Origin of the sequence: Xanthomonas translucens pv. cerealis (assembly GCF_006838285.1) — a bacterium.
Taxonomy (GTDB): Bacteria; Pseudomonadota; Gammaproteobacteria; order Xanthomonadales; family Xanthomonadaceae; genus Xanthomonas_A; species Xanthomonas_A cerealis.
In genome coordinates this window covers 4528844-4548558 of sequence record NZ_CP038228.1, presented here as the reverse complement: position 1 = coordinate 4548558, position 19715 = coordinate 4528844, and the positions used below count along the sequence as shown (strand labels likewise).

19 protein-coding genes are annotated in these 19715 nt (G+C 68.3%); 5 read left to right on the top strand and 14 right to left on the bottom strand.

Going from position 1 to position 19715, the window contains the following annotated elements:
• Positions 1-43 precede the first annotated feature (43 nt).
• Entirely contained in the window at positions 44-1405 is a 1362-nt protein-coding gene (locus E4A48_RS20045) for a DUF2252 domain-containing protein (protein WP_142743044.1), read from the top strand.
• A 173-nt stretch (positions 1406-1578) separates the two neighbouring features.
• On the opposite strand, the gene hslU is transcribed toward E4A48_RS20045, so the two are convergent.
• The 8 genes from hslU to E4A48_RS20005 all read right to left on the bottom strand — a co-directional run bounded on the left by hslU (position 1579) and on the right by E4A48_RS20005 (position 9393).
• Positions 1579-2943, bottom strand: coding sequence for an ATP-dependent protease ATPase subunit HslU (hslU, locus tag E4A48_RS20040; protein WP_039006079.1), 1365 nt, complete (start codon positions 2941-2943; stop codon positions 1579-1581).
• A gap of 114 nt (positions 2944-3057) precedes the next feature.
• Complete coding sequence (gene hslV / locus E4A48_RS20035) at positions 3058-3609, bottom strand: ATP-dependent protease subunit HslV (RefSeq protein ID WP_046979894.1); 552 nt, start codon at positions 3607-3609, stop codon at positions 3058-3060.
• Positions 3610-3676: 67 nt separating this feature from the next.
• On the bottom strand, positions 3677-4687 hold the full coding sequence (gene xerC / locus E4A48_RS20030; protein WP_142743043.1) for a tyrosine recombinase XerC: 1011 nt from the start codon (positions 4685-4687) through the stop codon (positions 3677-3679).
• Positions 4684-5349: a DUF484 family protein gene (locus E4A48_RS20025; RefSeq protein WP_039006081.1), complete on the bottom strand. Its 666-nt coding sequence runs from the start codon at positions 5347-5349 to the stop codon at positions 4684-4686. Before E4A48_RS20025 ends, xerC begins: the two co-directional genes overlap by 4 nt.
• On the bottom strand, positions 5346-6200 hold the full coding sequence (dapF, locus tag E4A48_RS20020) for a diaminopimelate epimerase (protein ID WP_039006082.1): 855 nt from the start codon (positions 6198-6200) through the stop codon (positions 5346-5348). The genes E4A48_RS20025 and dapF overlap by 4 nt, the downstream gene beginning before the upstream one ends.
• Positions 6193-6444 carry an LPS translocon maturation chaperone LptM gene (gene lptM / locus E4A48_RS20015; protein WP_039006083.1) on the bottom strand — a complete coding sequence of 84 codons (252 nt, stop codon included), beginning with the start codon at positions 6442-6444 and terminating at the stop codon, positions 6193-6195. Before lptM ends, dapF begins: the two co-directional genes overlap by 8 nt.
• Positions 6445-6544: 100 nt before the next feature.
• Positions 6545-6928: a YbaN family protein gene (locus E4A48_RS20010; protein ID WP_039006085.1), complete on the bottom strand. Its 384-nt coding sequence runs from the start codon at positions 6926-6928 to the stop codon at positions 6545-6547.
• A 338-nt stretch (positions 6929-7266) separates the two neighbouring features.
• A complete protein-coding gene (locus E4A48_RS20005) occupies positions 7267-9393 on the bottom strand; it encodes a S9 family peptidase (RefSeq protein WP_039006086.1) in 2127 nt (708 codons plus the stop codon).
• Between the two features lie 169 nt (positions 9394-9562).
• Between E4A48_RS20005 and E4A48_RS20000 the strand changes: the two genes are divergently transcribed.
• Entirely contained in the window at positions 9563-10786 is a 1224-nt protein-coding gene (locus tag E4A48_RS20000; protein ID WP_142743042.1) for a pyridoxal phosphate-dependent aminotransferase, read from the top strand.
• A gap of 436 nt (positions 10787-11222) precedes the next feature.
• Here the strand turns inward: E4A48_RS20000 and E4A48_RS19995 are convergent, their stop codons facing one another.
• Positions 11223-13328 carry a prolyl oligopeptidase family serine peptidase gene (locus E4A48_RS19995; protein ID WP_039006089.1) on the bottom strand — a complete coding sequence of 702 codons (2106 nt, stop codon included), beginning with the start codon at positions 13326-13328 and terminating at the stop codon, positions 11223-11225.
• Between the two features lie 76 nt (positions 13329-13404).
• Positions 13405-13710 (bottom strand): hypothetical protein, encoded by a 306-nt coding sequence (locus E4A48_RS19990; protein WP_058196513.1) that lies wholly within the window; start codon positions 13708-13710, stop codon positions 13405-13407.
• A gap of 132 nt (positions 13711-13842) precedes the next feature.
• On the opposite strand from E4A48_RS19990, the gene E4A48_RS19985 reads away from it, so the two are divergent.
• Positions 13843-14427: a lipocalin family protein gene (locus E4A48_RS19985; protein ID WP_039006091.1), complete on the top strand. Its 585-nt coding sequence runs from the start codon at positions 13843-13845 to the stop codon at positions 14425-14427.
• A 101-nt stretch (positions 14428-14528) separates the two neighbouring features.
• Complete coding sequence (locus E4A48_RS19980; protein WP_256056523.1) at positions 14529-14954, top strand: winged helix-turn-helix transcriptional regulator; 426 nt, start codon at positions 14529-14531, stop codon at positions 14952-14954.
• Between the two features lie 28 nt (positions 14955-14982).
• On the opposite strand, the gene E4A48_RS19975 is transcribed toward E4A48_RS19980, so the two are convergent.
• The gene (locus E4A48_RS19975) at positions 14983-15954 is read right to left on the bottom strand and encodes a helix-turn-helix transcriptional regulator (RefSeq protein WP_039006093.1); all 972 of its coding nucleotides are present in this window, start codon (positions 15952-15954) and stop codon (positions 14983-14985) included.
• A gap of 197 nt (positions 15955-16151) precedes the next feature.
• On the opposite strand from E4A48_RS19975, the gene E4A48_RS19970 reads away from it, so the two are divergent.
• Entirely contained in the window at positions 16152-16940 is a 789-nt protein-coding gene (locus tag E4A48_RS19970; protein WP_003465932.1) for a DUF481 domain-containing protein, read from the top strand.
• A gap of 141 nt (positions 16941-17081) precedes the next feature.
• Here E4A48_RS19970 and hemC read toward each other — a convergent pair whose 3' ends face one another.
• The 3 genes from hemC to E4A48_RS19955 all read right to left on the bottom strand — a co-directional run bounded on the left by hemC (position 17082) and on the right by E4A48_RS19955 (position 19677).
• Positions 17082-18005: a hydroxymethylbilane synthase gene (hemC, locus tag E4A48_RS19965; protein WP_039006094.1), complete on the bottom strand. Its 924-nt coding sequence runs from the start codon at positions 18003-18005 to the stop codon at positions 17082-17084.
• 149 nt (positions 18006-18154) lie between these two features.
• Positions 18155-18883, bottom strand: coding sequence for a LytR/AlgR family response regulator transcription factor (locus E4A48_RS19960; protein ID WP_039008988.1), 729 nt, complete (start codon positions 18881-18883; stop codon positions 18155-18157).
• 128 nt (positions 18884-19011) lie between these two features.
• Positions 19012-19677, bottom strand: a complete 666-nt coding sequence (locus tag E4A48_RS19955; protein ID WP_039006095.1) for an alpha/beta hydrolase — start codon at positions 19675-19677, stop codon at positions 19012-19014.
• Positions 19678-19715: the final 38 nt, after the last annotated feature.

The window sequence follows — 19715 nt, the reverse complement described above, 5'->3', positions numbered from 1 at the left end:
GGCATGCTCGACTGGTCGCCCTGTCCGCGCCTGGAGACCTGCAGTGCCGACCCGCCTGCCGCGCCTGCTGCTGATCGGCCTACTCCTGGCCGCCGCCGGCGGCGCCACCGCCGCGCGTCAGCGCGACGCCTGGGTGGTGCAGCAGATCCACGACTACAACCATCCCTACGCGGCGCAGCAGGCCGAGCTGGACACCAAGATGGCGATCATGGCCAGCAGCGCCTACGCGTTCTACCGCGGCACCGACCATCTGTTCTACCAGGACATGAAGACCTTGCCGGCCTCGCTGTGGACCAGCCCGCAGACCGGCTACACCTGGCTCGGCGGCGACACCCACATCGGCAACTTCGACGCCGCGCGCGGCAGCAGCGGCAAGGCGGTGTTCCAGGTCGCCGACTTCGACGAAGGCCACCTCGGCCAGTACGTGTGGGACCTGCGCAGGCTGGCGGCGAGCATGGTCCTGGCCGGGCGCGACAACGGCCTGTCCGACAGCGACATCGGCAGCGCGATCGACACGATGGTCGGCGCGTACCTGGACAAGATCGGCGACTTCAAGGGCAGCGACGCCGAGAAGCGTTTCCAGCTGGTCAAGAGCAACACCAGCGGCGTGGTGGCCAAGGCCATCGACAGCGCCGACGGCAAGAGCCGCAGCAGCCTGCTGGGCAAATACACCGCGGTCAGCGGCGGCAAGCGGACGTTCCAGTCCCTGGACAACCTGGTCGCGGTGGACAGCGCCACCGCCTCGGCGGTCGCCGCGGCGATGAACGGCTACGTGGCCTCGATCGCCGCCTCCAAGCGCTATGCGCCCAGTTACTACACGATCAAGGACGTGCACCAGAAACTCGGCTCGGGTACCGGTAGCCTCGGCCGGCAGCGCCTGTATGTGTTGGTCGAAGGCGCGAGCAGCGCGACCGGCGACGATGTGATCCTGGAATGGAAGCAGCAAGCGGCCAGCGTGGTCGCCGTCGCCGCGCCGTCGCAGATGCCTGCCTCCAGCTACGACAAACACGAAGGCGAGCGCGTGGCGCGCACCGCCAAGGCGCAGACCCTGGATGCCGACGTGCTGATCGGCTACGCCAGCGTCGCCGGCGTGCCGTTCTACGTGCACGAGAAATCGCCGTTCCAGGAAGACCTGGACCCGACCACGCTGAGCAGCGCCGGCAAGCTGGCCACCGCCGCCACCTACCTGGGCCAGGCGGTGGCCTCGGCGCACGCGCTGTCCGACCAGGACTACGACCCGGCCTTGGTCGGTTACAGCATCGACAAGCAGATCGATGCCGCGGCCAGCAGCAAGAGCGGGCTGACGTCGGAACTGCGCCAGTTCGCGTTCGACTACGCGGCGCAGGTGCAGCTGGACTGGCGGGGATTCGTGGCCGCGTACCAGGCGGGGACGCCGTTGTACTGAGCGTCGCGCAAGCGTGCGTCTTCCATATCCGGCCGTAGATGGAATTTTTGTGGGGGGCGACTTCAGTCGCGACGGGCTCTACCGGTAAAGCCGTCGCGACTGAAGTCGCTCCCACAAGGTACCGGCGCGCCCGCCGCGTGCCGGTATGCAAGCAGTCACAGCAAGCAACGCACTTACAGGATATAACGGCTCAAATCCGGATCCTGTACCAGCTCGCCCAGATGCGTGTTGACGTAGGCGGCATCGACGACGACGCTCTGTCCTTCGCGATCCGGCGCTTCGAAGCTGAGCGTGTCGAGCAGGCGCTCGAGCACCGTGTGCAGGCGCCGCGCGCCGATGTTCTCCTGGCGTTCGTTGACCAGGAACGCGATCTCGGCGAGGCGGTCGATCGCATCCTCGGTGAAGCTCAGGGTCACCCCTTCGGTCAGCAACAGCGCTTCGTATTGCTTGCTCAATGCCGCCTTCGGCTCGGTGAGGATGCGGATGAAATCGTCCTTGGACAGTGCCGACAGTTCGACCCGGATCGGGAAGCGACCCTGCAATTCCGGAATCAGGTCGCTGGGCTTGGCCAGGTGGAACGCACCGGAGGCGATGAACAGGATGTGGTCGGTCTTGACCGTGCCGTACTTGGTGCTGACGTTGGAGCCTTCGACCAGCGGCAGCAGGTCGCGCTGCACGCCTTCGCGCGACACGTCGCCGCCCGTGGATCCTGCCTCGCCGCGCTTGGCGACCTTGTCGATCTCGTCGATGAACACGATGCCGTGCTGCTCGCAGGCCTCGATCGCCGCGGCGCGCACGTCGTCCTCGTTGACCAGCTTGCCCGCCTCTTCCTCGATCAGCAGCGGCCGCGCCGCCTTGATCGTCAGCTTGCGCGACTGCGACTTGCCGCCACCCAGGTTGGAGAACATCTGCCGCAGCTGCTGGCCCATTTCCTCCATGCCCGGCGGGGTCATGATGTCCATGCTGACGTTGACCGCCACGTCCAGCTCGATCTCGCGCTCGTCCAGTTCGCCGGCGCGCAGCATGCGGCGGAACTTGCTGCGGGTATCGTTGTCCTGCGCCGAGGGCTCGTTGCGCGCGGCTTCCGGATCGAAGCCGATGCCGGCGCTGCGCCGCGGCAGCAGCGCGTCGAGGATGCGGTCTTCGGCGCGTTCCTCGGCCTGGGTGCGCACGCGGGTCTTGGCCTGTTCGCGATACAGCTTGACCGCGGTGTCGGCCAGGTCGCGCACGATCTGCTCCACGTCCTTGCCGACGTAGCCGACCTCGGTGAAGCGGGTAGCCTCGACCTTGACGAACGGCGCGTTGGCCAGCGTCGCCAGGCGCCGCGCGATCTCGGTCTTGCCGACGCCGGTGGGGCCGATCATCAGGATGTTCTTGGGCATCACTTCGTTGCGCAGCGCATCGGGCAACTGCATGCGCCGCCAGCGGTTGCGCAGCGCGATCGCCACCGCGCGCTTGGCATCGTGCTGGCCGACGATGTGGCGGTCCAGTTCCTGCACGATCTCGCGCGGGGTCATGGTGCTATGGGGATCGGTCATGGTCGGGAAATCGAAGAGGGAATCGGGAAGGGAGCATCGGCAATGGCAAGCGCAGGCGTCATCGGCAAGGGAGACGGGAACCGTGGTTGCGATTCCCCAATCCCCATTGCCGATTCACAGCTCCTCGACCACCACGTTGCGATTGGTATAGATGCAGATGTCGCCGGCGATGTTCAGCGCTTCGACCGCGATGGTCTTGGCATCCAGTTCGGTGTGGCCGAGCAGCGCGCGCGCCGCCGACAGCGCGTAGGAACCGCCCGAGCCGATGGCGATGATGCCGTCCTCCGGCTCGATCACGTCGCCGGTGCCGCTGATGATCAGCGAGGTTTCCTTGTCGGCCACCGCCAGCAACGCCTCGAGCTTGCCCAGGCGGCGTTCGGTGCGCCAATCCTTGGCCAGTTCCACCGCCGCGCGGGTCAGCTGGCCGTGCTTCTCGAGCTTGGCCTCGAACAGCTCGAACAGGGTGAACGCATCGGCGGCGGCGCCGGCGAAACCGGCCAGCACCTGGCCGTCGCGGCCGAGCCGGCGCACCTTGCGCGCATTGCCCTTCATCACGGTATGGCCCAATGTCACCTGACCATCGCCGGCCACGGCGACATGGCCGTTGCGGCGCACCGACAGGATCGTGGTGGCGTGGAAAACGGTGGGATTCTGACTGGGGTCCATGCGGCCTCCGGGGTGTTCTGCCAGAGGTGGGGCCGGCCGCGCGCGCTTCAAGCGCCGCGACGCAGAGTCAGGCTGCGGGCTTGCGCTTGGCGCGCGGATGGGCCGCGTCGTAGACCTTGGCCAGATGCTGGAAATCCAGGTGAGTGTAGATCTGCGTGGTGGCGATGTCGGCATGCCCAAGCAGCTCCTGCACGCCGCGCAGGTCGCCGGAGGATTCGAGGATGTGGCTGGCGAAACTGTGCCTTAGCATGTGCGGATGCACATGCTTGAACAGGCCCTGGCGCCCGGCCAGCTGCTTGATCCGGATCTGCACCGCGCGCGCGCCGATCGGCGCGCCGCCGCGGCCCGGGAACACCGGCGCCTCGGCGGCGGCCTTGGTTTCCGCCTGCCATACCAGCAGCGCCTTACGCGCGTGCGAGCCGACCGGCACCAGCCGCTGCTTGTTGCCCTTGCCGAGCACGCGGACCAGGCCGCTGGCAAAATCCAGGTCGCGCCAGCGCAGCGCGCACAGCTCGCTCAGGCGCAGCCCGGAGGAATAGAACAGTTCCAGCAGCGCGCGATCGCGCAGGCCCAGCGGTACGTCGGTCGGCACTTCGACCAGGCGCACCGCCTCGTCCGCATCCAGCACCTGTGGCAGCTTGCGCGGCGCCTTCGGCGCACGCAGCGCGGCGGCCGGACTGGCCGCGATCCGGCCGTGCTTGAGCAACCACGCATAGAAACTGCGGCACGCCGACAGGCGCCGCTGCAGGCTCTTCGGCGACAGTCCGCGGCGGTGCTCGGCGGCGATGAAATGGCGCAACTGCTCGGCGCCGAGCGCCACTATCTCGCCACCGGCATTGTCCGCCGCCCACGCCGCCAGCGCAGCCAGATCGCGGCGGTACGCGTCCAGGGTGTGCGCGGACATGCGGCGTTCGACTTGCAGATAGTCGAGGAAGGCGAACACGTGACCGAGGACCGGGGACCGGGGACCTGGTGCAAGCGAGCCTTGGGCATCGGCTACGGCGCAAACGGCCTCATCATTGCGGCTTTGCTGCTCTTTCCCGGTCCCCGGTCCCCGGTCCCCGGTCCCGCGCTTCATCGCTGCAGCGCCACCGTCAGCGACTCGCCCATCATGCGCAGGAACAAGGTGCCCATGCCGGGGTAGAAGCGGTTCGGATCGCGGCTGCCGACCGCGAGCAGGCCCACGCCCGGCAGCGGCAGCAGCGCGGTGGACTGCACTTGCTCGATGCGCTCGGCGTACAGCAACGCCTGCTTCTCCGGCTGCAGGCGGCCGCAGATCGGCTCGCCGTCCTGCAGGCAGTCGCGGAATGGCGCCAGCCGCGGATCGTCCTGCGCCAGGATCTGCAGCCACGGCGCCTGTTCCAGCCCGGGCAGCGGGCGCAGCAGCACGATGCTGACCAGATCGCCCTGGAAATCCTCCTGCAGCGAGGCGGCCATGGCGCGCACACTGTCGGCGGCGCTGGTCTGGCGCATCAGCGCCAGGGTCAGCTGGTGGGTGCGCACCGCCAGGCGCTCGTTGACCTGGGCGTTGCCGGCCAGCTCGGACAGGCGCCGCGACAGCTCGCGGTTCTTGTCGCGCAGCACTTCCAGCTGGTAGCTCGCCAGCGACGCGGTCGGGCCGTCGTCGCGCGGCACCACCAGGGTCAGCGCCAGGTCGGGGAACTGTTTCAGGAATGCCGGGTGGCGGCGCAGCCATGCGGCGATTTCGTGCGCGCCGATCTTGTCCTGGGTCTCGCTCATCGGATCCACTCCCCATCGAAAACGAAGGCGGCCGGCCCGGACATCACCACCGGCGCCGCGTCGTGCGGCCAGCGCACGCGCAGTTCGCCGCCGGGCAGCACCACGCGCACGTCGCGCTCCACGCGGCCGCGCTGGATCAGCACCGCCGCGGCCGCGCAGGCGCCGCTGCCGCAGGCCAGGGTCTCGCCGACGCCGCGCTCGTACACGCGCAGGCGCACATGGCCGCGGTCGATCACCTGGGCGAAGCCGACGTTGACCGAATCGGGGAACGACGCATGCTGCTGCAACAGCGGCCCCAGCCGCTCGACCGGCGCCGCATCGACCAGGCCCACTTCCAGCACCGCATGCGGATTGCCCATCGACACCGCGCCGAAGCGCACGCTGCCGCCTTGCAGCGGCAGCACGTATTCCTCGCGCATGCGCGGGAAGCCGATCAGCGGCACGTCCTCCGGGGCGAAGCGCGGCACGCCCATCGCCACCGCGAACTGGCCGTCGGCGCCGCGTTCGATGCGGTGCGAGGCGAACGGACTGTCGATGACGAACGCATCGCTGCCGGCGGCACCGTCGCGCACCAGCCAGGCGGCGACGCAGCGCGCGCCGTTGCCGCACTGCCCGGCCAGGCTGCCGTCGGTGTTCCAGATGCGGTAGCTGGCCACCGCCTCCGGGGTACGCGGCGCCTCGATGGTCAGCAGCTGGTCGCAGCCGACGCCGAAATGGCGGTCGGCCAGGCGTATCGCCAGCGCGGCGTCCGGCGGCGGGGTGCCGTCGCGCAGATCGAGCACCACGAAATCGTTGCCCGCGCCCTGCATCTTGGAAAAGCGCAGGCGCGCCGCGCCACTGGCCTCACTCATTCCCATCGGTGGACGTGGGGCTGGTGGTGGCGGCCGGCTTCTGCTGGCCATCGACCGGCTGCGCCTGGCCGGCCGGATCGGTGGTGGCGGGCGGCGTCGCGGCGGGCGCGGCGGCCGGTGCGGCTTCCACCGGCACCGGCTTCTGCGGCATCACCAGCGGGCCCTTGTTGCCGCACCCGGACAGCACCAGCAGAGCGGCGCCGAACAGGACGGTACGGATCGGATGAGGGAACGATGTACTCATGCGCCGAGTATAGCCAGAAGGGCATGAACCGGCTGTGCCGTCTGCCACGCTGTGTCCGGGCGTAGCCACGCCTGGGCCGAGGCAGACGCGCGATCCCGCTTCAATCGCGTGGCGGCGGCTCCGGGCGCAGCCACAGCCACAGCGCCACGCCGCTCATGCAGCCGATCGCCAGCACCTGCACCCAGAGTTTGTGCACGAACAGCAGCAGCACCAGCGCGCAGACGGCCATGGTCAGCGTGGCCATCCACTTGCCACGGCGGCTGACCGCGCCGTGCGCTTCCCAGTCGCGGATGCTGGCGCCGAAGCGCGGATCCTCCAGCAGCCGGCGGCGCAGGCGCTCGGAGCCGCGCGAGGCGGCATAGGCCGAAATCAGCACGAATACCGTGGTCGGCAATCCGGGCACGAAGATGCCGACGATGCCCGTGGCCAGGCTGGCATAGGCCAGCAGCCACCAGGCCCAGCGGAAACGGGAAGGGGGTTCCATCGGCGCATGATAAAGCCGCGACCGGATGGCCACGCGGGAGATGCATGCTCGGCAGCCGCCTCTTGTGCGGTGTGCGAGCGACGTCAGTTGCGACGCGCGAAGCGGTGCGCTTGCCGAACCTCGATGCCGTCGGGACTGAAGTCCCTCCCACAGTGCGCCGAGCGGCACTCGGCCTACCCCGTCCTTGTGGGAACGACTTCGGTCGCGACGCGGAAATCGTCGGCCACCGGCTTCGGAATCCGTCGCGGCTGAAGCCGCTCCTACAGGACGCGGGTGGCGCGCCGGCCGCCTGCACTGTGCAGCGGCTTCAGCCGCGACGAACGCCAGGCCACTGCGTCTTACTTCGCCGCCTGCTCCAGGCCCAACTGGTCGAGCATGAACGCGTACGATTCGGCCTGCTCGCGGTAGCGGCGGAAGCGCCCGGACTTGCCGCCGTGGCCGGCTTCCATGTTGACCCGGAACACGATCGGGCGGGTACCGGTGTTGTCCTCGCGTAACTTAGCCACCCACTTGGCCGGCTCCCAGTACTGCACCTGCGAATCCCACAGGCCGGTACCGACGAACAGTGCCGGATACGCCTGGCGCGTGACGTTGTCGTACGGCGAATAGCCGAGCATGTAGTCGTAGTACTGCTTCTGCTCGGGGTTGCCCCACTCGTCGTATTCGTTGGTGGTCAGCGGGATGCTCGGGTCGAGCATGGTGGTGACCACGTCGACGAACGGCACCTGCGCGACCATCACCCGGTAATCCTGCGGCGCCATGTTCGCCACCGCCCCCATCAGCAGGCCGCCGGCGCTGCCGCCGGCCGCGGCGACGCGGTCCGGCGCCGCATAGCCCAACTTGACCAGGCTGCGGGTGACGTCGATGAAGTCGGTAAAGGTGTTCTTCTTGTGGAGCAGCTTGCCGTGGTCGTACCAGTCGCGGCCCATCTCCTGGCCGCCGCGGATGTGCGCGATGGCGTAGACCACGCCGCGGTCGAGCAGGCTGACCACCGGCAGGTTGAAGGCCGGATCGGTGGACATGCCGTAGCTGCCGTAGGCGTACTGGTACAGCGCGGCCGTGCCGTCCTTCTTGAAGCCCTTCCTGTACACCAGCGACACCGGCACCTTGACCCCATCGCGCGCTGCCACCCACACGCGCTCGGTCTGGTACTTGCTCGCGTCATAGCCGGTCACCGTCTGCTGCTTGAGCAGCTTGCGCTCGCCGGTGCGGGTGTTGAGTTCGTAGGTGGTGGCCGGCGTAGTCAGCGAGGTGTAGCTGTAGCGCAGCCACGGCGTGTGGGGCTCGGAATTGACCGACAGGCCCATCGAGTACGCCGGCTCGTCGGCCTTGACGTAGTCCTCCTTGCCATCTGCGAAGTGCAGGCGGATCCGCTCCAGGCCGTCGGAACGCTCGGCGATCGCGGTGAAGCCGTCGAACAGTTCGAAGCTGTCGATGAACACCTTCTCGTCGTAGGGCAGCCAGGCCTGCCATTGCGCACGCTTGGTGGCGCCGTCGGGCGCGGTCATCAGCGCGTAGTTCTTGGCCTTCCAGTTGGTGCGGATCACCCAGCGCCCGTCGAAATGGTCGGCGTGGTATTCGACGTCGCGCTGGCGCGGCGCCAGCACCGCAAAGCGCTGCGGATCGGCGGCCGGCGCATAGCGCTGCTCGGAAGCCACGGTGCTTTTCAAGTCGATGACGATGTACTTGTCGTCGCGGGTGCGACCCAGGCCCATGTAGAAACTGTCGTCCTTCTCCTCGTAGACCAGCGCGTCCTGCGCCGCCGGCGTGCCAAGTACATGCTTCTTGACGCGCACGGTGAGCAGCGTTTCCGGATCGTTCTCGACGTAGAACAGGGTCTTGTTATCGTCGGCCCAGACCAGGTCCGGCGACACGCCGGGCACACGGTCGGCGTAGACCTCGCCAGTGTCCAGGTTCTTGAAGCGCACCACGTACTGGTTGCGGCCAACGTCGTCCTCGGTCCAGGCCAGGATGCGGTTGTCCTGGCTGACCACCGCATCGCCCAGATTGAAATAGCCCTTGTCGGCGGCCATCGCGTTGACGTCGAGCAGGATTTCCTCCGCCGCGTCCATGCTGCCCTTGCGCCGCGCGTGCACCGGGTAGTCCTTGCCGCTCTCGTAGCGGGTGTAGTACCAGTAGCCGCGCTCGCGGTACGGCACGCTGCTGTCGTCCTGCTTGATGCGGCCGACGATTTCCTTGTACAGCGTGTCCTCCAGCGGCTTGAGCGGCTTCAGCACTTGGTCGGCGTAGGCGTTCTCGGCATTGAGATAGGCCAGCATCTGCGGGTTTTCGCGCTTGTCGTCGCGCAGCCAGTAGTAGTCGTCCTGGCGGGTGGCGCCGAACGGCGCGGTGACCGTGTGCGGCTGCTTGGCCGGATGCGGCGGCGTGGCGTCGGTGGCGAGGGCGGAAGCGAAGGGCGCGGTCATGAGCAGGAACAAGCTCGCTAGCAAGGGACGGTGGTGCATCTCTAATGGGGCTCCGAGGGCGGTAACGCAACAGGGACACGCCGCCCGGACCGGGAGACGGCAGACACGCGGCGCGGCGGCGCACAATGCCGGCCGAGTGTCCGCACAACACCGCATTCTGGCAAGCGCGCGCGACGGTTTTTGAGGCGTACTGCTCTATGATCGGGGCATGAGCCCGCTTCCGAACGAATCCCGTACCGCGCCGCACGGGCCACCCGCCTACAGCCAGCGCAGCCGCGACATCGAACCGTTCCATGTGATGGCGCTGCTGGCCCGCGCCAACGAACTGGAACACGCCGGCCACGACGTGATCCACCTGGAGATCGGCGAACCTGACTTCACCACCGCCGCGCCGATCGTCGCCGCCGGCCAGGCCGCGCTCGCTGCCGGCCACACCCGCTATACCGCCGCGCGCGGGCTGCCGGCGCTGCGCGAAGCGCTGGCCGGTTCCTACCGGCAGCGCCACGACGTGGACCTGGACCCCGCGCGGATCATGATCACCCCAGGCGGCTCCGGCGCGCTGCTGCTGGCCAGCGCGCTGCTGGTGGATCCGGGCAAGCGCTGGCTGCTGGCCGACCCCGGCTATCCGTGCAACCGGCATTTCCTGCGCCTGGTCGAAGGCGCCGCGCAACTGGTGCCGGTCGGCCCGGACAGCCGCTACCAGTTGACCCCGGCCTTGCTGGACGCGCACTGGAATGCCGACAGCGTCGGCGCGCTGGTCGCCTCGCCGGCGAACCCGACCGGCACCCTGCTGGACCGCACCGAACTTGCCGCGCTGGCGCAGGCGCTGCAAGCGCATGGCGGCCACCTGGTGGTCGACGAGATCTACCACGGCCTCAGCTACGGCATCGACGCGCCCAGCGTGCTCGAGGTCGACGACAGCGCCTACGTGCTCAACAGCTTCTCCAAGTACTTCGGCATGACCGGCTGGCGCCTGGGCTGGCTGGTGGCACCACGCGCGGCGGTGCCGTCGCTGGAGAAGCTGGCGCAGAACCTGTACATCAGCGCCTCCAGCATCGCCCAGCATGCGGCGCTAGCCTGTTTCCTGCCGGAAACCCTGCAGATCCTGGAAGCGCGCCGCGCCGAATTCGGCCAGCGCCGCGACTACCTGCTGCCGGCGCTGCGCGCGCTCGGTTTTCGCATCGAAGTGGAACCGCAGGGTGCGTTTTATCTGTATGCCGACGTGAGCGCCTTCACCGACGACGCGCAGGCGTTCTGCGCGCATTTCCTGGAGACCGAGCACGTGGCGTTCACCCCCGGCGTGGACTTCGGCCGGTACCGCGCGCGCCAGCACGTGCGCATCGCCTACACGCAGAGCCTGCCCCGGTTGCAAGAAGCGGTGGCGCGCATCGCGCACGGGCTGGCGCGTTGCGATCGCCACGCTGAACCGTAAGCGCCTTCATGCACTGTCGATCGCAATGATCTTGCAGACCGAAACCAAGTCCAAGATCGCCAGAGGCCACATCGCGTAGCCAACGCCGTCTTGGCTTTGGCTTTTGATTGTCTTCGCCTTAAAGCGAGCCGAGCACCGCAGGCGCAAGCGGCCGAAGAGGCGCCCTTGTTTGAGCGAAGCGAGTTTGGGCGCCGTGCCGCTTGCGCCGAGGAGCGCAGGGAACCGATGCGGCTTTATCGCATCGGCTCGCGTCGGCGACAGCGGTTTTGGTTACTTTTGCCAAGACAAAAGTAACTCGCGCCGAGGGCGCGAAAGCCTTTGCCTTTGCTCCGGCCGTTGCTGTTGCTCCGGCCGTGGGATTACACCGCCTTGCCAGAACTCCAAACGCCCGCACCAGGCGCACGGACATCCGCTGCGACTGGCCGCTACCGAGCCTTCAATCCTTCAGCCGCTCCCACAGGAACCCGTACGCCAGCGCCTGCATGTGCGCGGCCTGCGCGTTGTTGGCCGCGCCGCCGTGGCCGCCTTCGGTGTTCTCGAAGTAGCTCACGTCCTTGCCGGCGTCGATCATCTTCGCCGCCATCTTGCGCGCATGCCCTGGGTGCACCCGGTCGTCGCGGGTGGAGGTCAGGAAGATCACCGGCGGATAGGTCTTCTTCGGGTCGAACAGATGGTACGGGGAGAAGGTCTGGATGTAGGTCCAGTCGTCGGTGTCCGGATTGCCGAACTCGGCCATCCACGAGGCGCCGGCCAGCAGGTGGCTGTAGCGCTTCATGTCCAGCAGCGGCACCTGCACCACCACCGCACCGAACAGCTGCGGGTACTGCACCAGCATGTTGCCGGCCATCAGCCCGCCGTTGCTACCGCCCTGCACGCCCAGGTGCTTGGCCGAGGTGATCTTGCGCGCGGCCAGGTCCTGCGCCACCGCCGCCATGTCCTCGTAGGCCTTGTGCCGGTTCTGCTTCAGCGCCGCCTGGTGCCAGCGCGGGCCGTACTCGCCGCCGCCGCGGATATTGGCCAGCGCGTACACGCCGCCCTGGTCGAGCCAGGCGCGGCCGAGGCCGCCGTAGTAGAACGGGGTCATCGAGATCTCGAAGCCGCCGTAGGCGTACAGCAGGGTCGGATGGCTGCCGTCGAGCTTGAGCTGCTTCGGCCGGACCAGGAAGTACGGCACCTTGGTACCGTCCTTGGATACGGCGAAGTGCTGCTCGATCACGTCCTTGGACGCATCGAAAAAGCTCGGCATCGCCTTCAGCGTCTCGATGCTCTGCGGGCCGCGCTGCACGTCGGCCAGCATCAGCGTGGTCGGGGTCAGGAAGTCGGTGGAGGTCAGCCATACCTGGTCGTTCTCGTCGGCATCGACCGCATCGACATCGATGCTGCCGAACGCCAGGTCGCCGACCGGGAACGGCGTGCGCGCCCACTCGCCCTCGCCCGGGGTCAGCACCCACAGCCGGCTCTTGACGTTATCCAGCACGTTCAACACCAGGTGCGACTTGGTCCATGCGAAGGCTTCCAGCGAAGTGCTGTCGGTCGGGGTGAACAGCACCTGGAACGCGCGCTTGCCGGCCATGAAGTCGTCGAACTTGGCGGCCAGCAGCGCGCCGGCGGGATACGTGGTACCGCCCACGGTCCACGGCTCGCGCAGCTGCAGGGTCAGCCATTCGCGGTGCACGCGCTTGCTGGCAGAGTTGGGCACGTCGATCTTGCGCAGACGGCCATCGGCGCCCCGCAGGTACAGCTCGTCGTTGTAGAACGCCAGCGTGCGGCTGACGAAATCGCGCTCGTAGCCGGGCGTGTCGTCGTGCGTCGCGGCGACGTACATGTCTTCCGGCTTGCCTTCGTAGACCAGGCTCGCGCTCTGTTGCGGGGTGCCGCGCTTCCACTGCTTGACCATGCGCGGATAACCAGAGCTGGTCAACGAACCGGCGCCGAAATCGGTGTAGAGATAGACGCTATCGGCATCGATCCATCTCAGGCCGCCCTTGGCCTCGGGACGGAAGAAGCCGTCCTTCACCCATTGTTTGGAACCCAGATCGAACTCGCGGGTAACGTCGGCGTCGGCACCGCCGCGCGACAGCGCGATCAGGCAGCGGCGGTAGTCCGGACGCAGGCAGTCGGCGCCGTGCCACACCCAGTTCTCGCCCTCGGCCTTGTTCAGCGCGTCCAGGTCCAGCACCGTCTCCCACTTCGGCTCGGGCTTGCGGTATTCGTCCAGGGTGGTACGCCGCCACAAGCCGCGCTCGTGGGCGCGGTCCTTCCACAGGTTGTAGTAGTACGGGCCGATCTTCTGCACCGCCGGAATCTTCGCGTCCGAGTCCAGCACTTCGCGGATGCCGGCTTCGCGCGCCTGGAAGCCCGGTTGCGCACTCAGCCGCGCCTCGGTCTTGGCGTTCTGTGCCTTGACCCAGTCCAGCGGCTTGGTGCCGGCGACGTCTTCGAGCCAGGCGTAGGGGTCTTTGGGCATCGCAGTTTCCTTCGCCGCTGCGGTGCCTGAGACGATCAGTCCGGCGAGCAAGCAGGCATGGGCAAGAGAGGGCATGGGTCAGGTCCAGGGGGTGGTGGAGGAACAGCCCGGAACCGTAGCATGCAGGGCCGCGGCCATCCCCTGCCGAAGGTCAGGCCGCGCGGGTGAATCGCCATGCCGGCGCACGCCGTCGGCGCCGCGCCTGCACCCGTGGCCGTACCCGCGCCAGGATCCGGCGCAACGGCCACAGCGGCAGCGGAAATCGATGCAACGCCCACCATGCGCTCAGCGGCATGCCCAGCAGCCACAACGGCCGCCATCCCAGCCATTCGCTATAGCCGCGCGCGGCTGGCCATACCACGACCAGGGCCAGGCCGGCGAGCAGCGCCTGCCGCACCAGGCGGCGCAGGCCGGGGTGCGGCGCGTGAGCGCGGCGGGAGGAACGGGCGATCGGCATGGCGGCGACTCCGGAGCAGGGCTGAGGCGCGCAGCCTGCCGCGCGGCCATCTCAACGACTGCGACCCACTATTGACATGACTTTCGCCCGATACTGGGTAGCGTATTTCTTCAAGCCCCGGATTCCTGCCCTATGCGCCTGTTTTCCCTGTTCGCCTCCGTGCTGCTGCTCGGCATGGCCGTTCCCCTGCCGGCGGCGCGCGCGAAGTCCCCGGAGCAAGAACCCTCGCAGCCGCCGCCGATCGACCTGCAGCGCTTCATGGGCCGCTGGTACGTGATCGCGCACGTGCCTTATTTCGCCGAACGCGGCCATGTCGCCAGCAGCGACGAGTACACACTCAAGGAAGACGGCAAGATCGGCGTGCGCTACCAGTACCGTGAAGGCTTCGACGAGCCGCTCAAGGAAGTGACCTCGCGCGCCACGGTCAAGGACGGCACCGGCAACCGCCGCTGGACCACCTGGTTCTTCGCCGTGGTCCCGACCAAGTACCGCATCCTCGAGGTGGCGCCGGACTATTCCTGGGCGCTGATCGACTATCCCGGCCGCGACCTGGCCTGGATATTCGCGCGCAAGCCGGACATGGATCACAAGCAATACCGCGAACTAGTAGACAAGCTGGACCGCGACTACGGGATCAATGTAGACAAACTCAAGCGCGTGGCGCAGCACCGCGCCCAGGTCGGCAAGCTCGGTTTCGAAGTGCCGAGCAAGCCCTGAGGCGTGTCGTCAATCCCCGAATAGGTTGCAGCGCCGATCACCTGCCGCTCAGCGAAGCGCAAGCCGGCCCACGTATGATCGGGCCGGTCCGTCCCAGACAGGTGCACCGCTTGGCCACCGTTCCCTCCGACATCCTCTGCGCTTCGCCGCCCGCTCCCGCCGCAGATCCGACACGGGGCCAGGTGTTCGCGCAGCACTGCCCTTCGCGCGCCGTCCTCAGCCATGTGACCAGCCGCTGGGGCGTGCTGGTGCTGGTGGCCTTGCGCAAGGGCACGCACCGCTTCGGCGACCTGCGCCGCACGCTCGAAGGGGTCAGCGAGAAGATGCTGTCGCAGAGCCTCCAGGCGCTGGAAGCGGACGGCTTGGTGCAGCGCACCGCCTACCCGGTGGTGCCACCGCACGTGGAATACGCGCTGACCCCGCTGGGCGAGGACGCAGCGCTGCATGTGCAGGCGCTGGTGGATTGGATCGAGACCAATATCGGTGCCATCCTCAGCAGCGGCAGCGCACCGCCGGATGTTGTGTAGAAGCGGCTTCACGCCCGATCGCAACGCCTCAGTCGTCGCTGTAATTGCTCAACGCCAGCGACAGCAGCGCTTTGGCCTGTTCACGCAGCGAGCGCGGCTCGACAATCTCGGCATCCGAACCGTAATGCAGCACGTCCATCAGCAGCTCGCGCGAGACGCTGTACGGCACCTTCAGTTCGTAGCGGCCGTCGGCCAGGAAGCGCCCCTGCTGCTTGGAATGCCAGTGTTCGTCGGCGACCCAGCGCGCCGCCTTGGGACTGAACACGATCGTCGCCCAGCCCTTGGGCGCGCCGGAGAAGATCCCGTAGCTGGCCGCCAGCTGCGAGTCCAGTTCCTCGTCGGCCACGTCCTGCGCCACCTGATCGAGCAGCCGCGCATGGTTGATGCGGTCCACCGCGAAGCTGCGTACCGCATCGCGGCCATGGTCCCAGGCATCCAGGTACCAGTTGTCGCGGTAGTGGGTGATGCGCTGTGGAGACACAGTGCGCTTGGTCGATTCGTCGGTGGAGCGCGCGCGGTAGTCGAACGACAGCCGCTTGCGCTCCAGCACCGCCGAGGCGACGGTGCGGAAGCTGGCTTCGTCGAGCTTGCGGCCGCGGTGCGGGATCACCCGCACCCGCTCCACCGGCCAGTGGGTGGCCCCGGCCTGTGCCGCCAGCAGGCTCTCGATGCGCTGCTGCAACGGCGCCAGCACCGAGGACAGCACCCCGCCGCCGGTGCGCGCCAGCAATTGCTGCGAGGCCAGCAGCGCGTGCAGTTCCTCGGAACTGAGCCACAGCCCGGGCAGTTCGAAGCGATCGCTCTCGCCGGTTTCGTAGCGAAACCCGGCCTCGCCGTCGCCTTCGACCGGGGCCATCAGCGCATCGCGCAGGAACGCCAGGTCGCGGTAGACGGTGGCGCGGGAACAACTCAATTCGTCCTGCAGGCGCGCCACCGTCACCGGGTAGCGGGCGGACTTGAGCAGCCGGTGCAGAGCATTGATGCGTTCGTAGCGGTCCATGGCGCCGATTATGTCTGAGTCCGCGGCGGAAAACGCGCCGCGGCCCGGCGTGCGTTCGCTCCGGAGCGCGGCGGCGCCCCCGAACCGGCGATGAAGCCGGAGCCTGGCAGCGGCCGGGAGATCATGTGGATCCGGTATGATGAAATCGTTTCCATTTCGTTAGCCGAAGGCTGCGTCCTCAACCGGAGAGTAAAGCCATGCCCCGCCGCGCCACCGCACTATCCGCGATCACCTTGCTGCTGCTGTACACCTCCGCGGCCTGCGCCGCCGACGTGCCCGCCCCGCCGGCGGAACCGGGCAGTTCACCGTGGAGCGGCTCCGGCGAGCTGGGCTTCGCCTCTTCGCGCGGCAACAGCTCCAACGAAAGCTTCAACGGCCGGCTCAAGGGCCAGTATCTGGATGGCGACTGGATCCACAGCATCGACCTGTTCGCGCTGCGCGCCAGCGCCGAGTACACCAACACCAACGACGACGGCAGCACCGAGCGCGTGCGCCAGACCACCTCCAACCGCTATACCGGCAGCGCCGGCAGCGCGCTGCAGCTGGGCGAACACCGCCAGCTGACCGCCTCGCTGCGCTACGAGCGCGACGATTTCGCCACCTACGACCGGCTGGCCACGATCGGCATCGGCTACGGCACGCGGATCATGGACGGCGACCGCAAAAGCATCGACGTACAGATCGGCCCCGGCGTACGCCGCGCCCACGACGTGGACGAGGACCGCACCGAAACCGGCCTGATCGGCCGCGGCCTGGTCGACTTCAAGTACGGCCTGACCACCAACACCGAGCTGGTCAATACCCTGCTGGTCGAGTCCGGTTCGTACAACACCTTCGCGCAGGACGACCTGGGCATCTCGGTCAGCATGAACTCGCGGCTGGCGCTGAAGGCCGGCTGGCAGGCGCGTCACAACAGCGATGTCAGCGACGACAAGAAGAAGACCGATACGCTGACGACGATGAATGTGGTCTACAAGTTCAAGTAGGGCTGGGAATCGGGAATCGGAAACTGCATGCGCGGACCATCCCGCGCGTGCGACCCGGCGTTTCAGCCGACCACGGCTTTCGTAGGAGCAGCCTCTATATCTCCGCGTGCCCGGATCGGGCGCGCGCGGGCTCCGATCCGCTCAAGCCGGCAGGTGCAGATCCAGTAGCTCGCGCGCACCGGCGCCGAGCAGCGCCTCGGCCACGGCCTGGCCCAGCGCCCCAGGATCATGTGCCGGACGCTGCGCATCGGCGCGCACCAGGCGACCGTCGGCGACCCCGCCGACCATGCCCTGCAGCAGCAGGTCTTCGCCCTGCCATTGCGCGAACGCGGCCACCGGCACGTGGCAGCTGCCGTGCAGCGCACGGTTCATCGCCCGCTCGGCCTCCACGCAGCGGCGGGTGGACGCATCGTCGAGCGCGGCGAACAGGCCCAGCGCCGCCGCGTCGTCGCCGCGGCATTCCACCGCGATGGCGCCCTGCGCGGGCGCCGGCAACCAGTCCGGCGCCTGCAGGCGCTGGGTGATGCGCGCTTCCAGGCCCAGCCGCTGCAGGCCGGCGCAGGCAAGCACGATGCCGTCGTAGCCGCCGTTGTCGAGCTTGGCCAGGCGCGTGTTGACGTTGCCACGCAGGTCCAGCAGTTGCAGGTCCGGGCGCCGCGCGCGCAGTTGCGCCTGCCGGCGCAGCGAGGAGGTGCCCACGCGCGCACCCAGCGGCAGCGCCTCCAAAGACGCATAGAGATTGGAGACCAGCGCATCGGCCGGGTCGGCGCGGACCAGGATCGCCGGCAGTACGAACGGCGGGTCCAGTTCCATCGGCACGTCCTTCAGCGAATGCACCGCGCAATCGGCATCGCCGCGCAGCATCGCCAGCTCCAGCTCCTTCAGGAACAGGCCCTTGCCGCCGATCGCCGCCAGCGAGCGGTCCAGTACCTCATCGCCGCGGGTGCTCATCGGCACCAGCACCACGTCCAGCTGCGGATGCGCCTGGCGCAGGCGGGCGGCGACGTGTTCGCTCTGCCAAAGGGCAAGCGGACTCTTGCGGGTAGCGATGCGCAGGATCTTCATCGGCCCATTATCGCGGAAAGCGCCGCCACCGGCCGCTGGCGCAAAGGCCGACCACGGCTGCCAATCGCCGCCTTTGCACAGGCGCACGCCCGGTCAACGCAAATCGCAACGCCGAACGGCTCCCCATGCCGAGTCCCCAATCGCGGCCTTCAACGATGGCGGATCTCCTGCCGCAGCTGCGCCACGCAGCGCCGGCTCACCTCCAGCGGCTGCTTGCCGTGGCGCAGGACCGCATGCACCTGGCCTTCGCCGAGGCGTCGCAGTTCGACAAGTTCGTGGCGCGCGACCAGGCAGTTGCGGTGGATGCGCACGAAGCGTTCGGCGAATTCCTCTTCCAGCGACTTCAGCGACTCTTCGATCAGATCCTCGCCGCGCGCATGGTGCACCACCACGTATTTTTCCTCGGCCTGCAGATAGTGGATGTCGTCGACCGGGATCAGCCGCAGGCTGCCGCGCAGGCGCGCGCACAGGTGGCTGCGGCGTTGCTGCGACGGGAGCGCCGTGGCGCTGCCGCGCCCGGCCATGAAGGTGCGCGCGCGTTCCAGCGCCGCCGCCAGCCGCTCGGCGCGCACCGGTTTCATCAGGTAGTCGATCGCCGCGGCCTCGAACGCGGACAGCGCGTGCGCGTCGTAGGCGGTGCAGAACACCACCGCCGGACGCGGCTCGAAGCTGGCCAGGTGGCGCGCCGTCTCCAGGCCATCGATGCCGGGCATGGCGATGTCCAGCAACACCAGGTCCGGGTGGAGGTCGGCGCAGGCGCGCAGCGCCTCCAGGCCATTGCCGGCCTCGGCCAGCACCTCGACGCCGGGGTGTTCGGCCAGCAACGCACGCAGGCGCTCGCGCGCCAGGGGTTCGTCGTCGGCGATCACCACCTTCACGTACGTCACCTCAGTGGGCTGGAGCGCGGTCTCGCCGCATAGTAGCCCCGCTGCCGGCGGGCCGTCATCGGCGCCGCATCGGCTGTCGCCGCGGAGTGCGCCCATCCGGCGATGCGCTTCGCCGCGGCTCAGCCAGCGGCGAAGCGCGCGCTCATCCAGTCGCGCAGATCGGCGATCTCCTCGGCGCAGACCTGGTGCGCCATCGGATAGCGCTGCCACTGCAGCGGCATGCCCAGCGCCTGCAGCGCCTGTGCGGTCTGCTCGGCATAGGCGTACGGGATCACCGGATCGCCCTGCCCGTGGGCCATGAATAGCGGCTGCGACAACGCCGCCGGCGCATGCCAGCGGGCCACCTCGGCCACCTCCGGCAGATAGGTGGACAAGGCGATCAGCCCGGCCAGCGGCCGTTCGCGGCGCAGTCCCGTCGCCAGCGTGATCGCCCCGCCCTGCGAGAACCCGGCCAGCAACAGACGCTCGGCGGGCACCCCGCGCACGTGCTCGCGCGCGATCAATGCCTCGAGCTGGGCGACCGAGGCGGCAACGCCGGCGCTGTCGGCGCGGTTGGAGAAATCCGGGCTGACGATGTCGTACCAGGCGCGCATGCGCACGCCATTGTTGATCGTCACCGCACGCACCGGCGCATGCGGGAACACGAAGCGCAAGGCCGGCCAGTCCGGTCGCAGCAACTCCGGCACCAGCGGCGCGAAGTCGTGGCCGTCGGCACCGAGTCCGTGCAACCACAAGACGGTCCACGCCGGCGAAGCGGCGGTTTCGTGTTCCACTGTTTCCAGCATGCGCGCAGTCCCCCATCGAGATGGGGCGCATTATGCCT

Coding starts and splice junctions, on each gene's coding strand:
- E4A48_RS20025 (WP_039006081.1), bottom strand. CDS start 5,349: ATGAGCGAGACCCAGGACAAGATCGGCGCGCACGAAATCGCCGCATGG.
- E4A48_RS20005 (WP_039006086.1), bottom strand. CDS start 9,393: ATGCACCACCGTCCCTTGCTAGCGAGCTTGTTCCTGCTCATGACCGCG.
- E4A48_RS19990 (WP_058196513.1), bottom strand. CDS start 13,710: ATGCCGATCGCCCGTTCCTCCCGCCGCGCTCACGCGCCGCACCCCGGC.
- hslU (WP_039006079.1), bottom strand. CDS start 2,943: ATGACCGATCCCCATAGCACCATGACCCCGCGCGAGATCGTGCAGGAA.
- xerC (WP_142743043.1), bottom strand. CDS start 4,687: ATGAAGCGCGGGACCGGGGACCGGGGACCGGGGACCGGGAAAGAGCAG.
- E4A48_RS19970 (WP_003465932.1), top strand. CDS start 16,152: ATGCCCCGCCGCGCCACCGCACTATCCGCGATCACCTTGCTGCTGCTG.
- hslV (WP_046979894.1), bottom strand. CDS start 3,609: ATGGACCCCAGTCAGAATCCCACCGTTTTCCACGCCACCACGATCCTG.
- E4A48_RS20010 (WP_039006085.1), bottom strand. CDS start 6,928: ATGGAACCCCCTTCCCGTTTCCGCTGGGCCTGGTGGCTGCTGGCCTAT.
- hemC (WP_039006094.1), bottom strand. CDS start 18,005: ATGAAGATCCTGCGCATCGCTACCCGCAAGAGTCCGCTTGCCCTTTGG.
- lptM (WP_039006083.1), bottom strand. CDS start 6,444: ATGAGTACATCGTTCCCTCATCCGATCCGTACCGTCCTGTTCGGCGCC.
- E4A48_RS19985 (WP_039006091.1), top strand. CDS start 13,843: ATGCGCCTGTTTTCCCTGTTCGCCTCCGTGCTGCTGCTCGGCATGGCC.
- E4A48_RS19975 (WP_039006093.1), bottom strand. CDS start 15,954: ATGGACCGCTACGAACGCATCAATGCTCTGCACCGGCTGCTCAAGTCC.
- dapF (WP_039006082.1), bottom strand. CDS start 6,200: ATGAGTGAGGCCAGTGGCGCGGCGCGCCTGCGCTTTTCCAAGATGCAG.
- E4A48_RS20000 (WP_142743042.1), top strand. CDS start 9,563: ATGAGCCCGCTTCCGAACGAATCCCGTACCGCGCCGCACGGGCCACCC.
- E4A48_RS19955 (WP_039006095.1), bottom strand. CDS start 19,677: ATGCTGGAAACAGTGGAACACGAAACCGCCGCTTCGCCGGCGTGGACC.
- E4A48_RS19995 (WP_039006089.1), bottom strand. CDS start 13,328: ATGCCCTCTCTTGCCCATGCCTGCTTGCTCGCCGGACTGATCGTCTCA.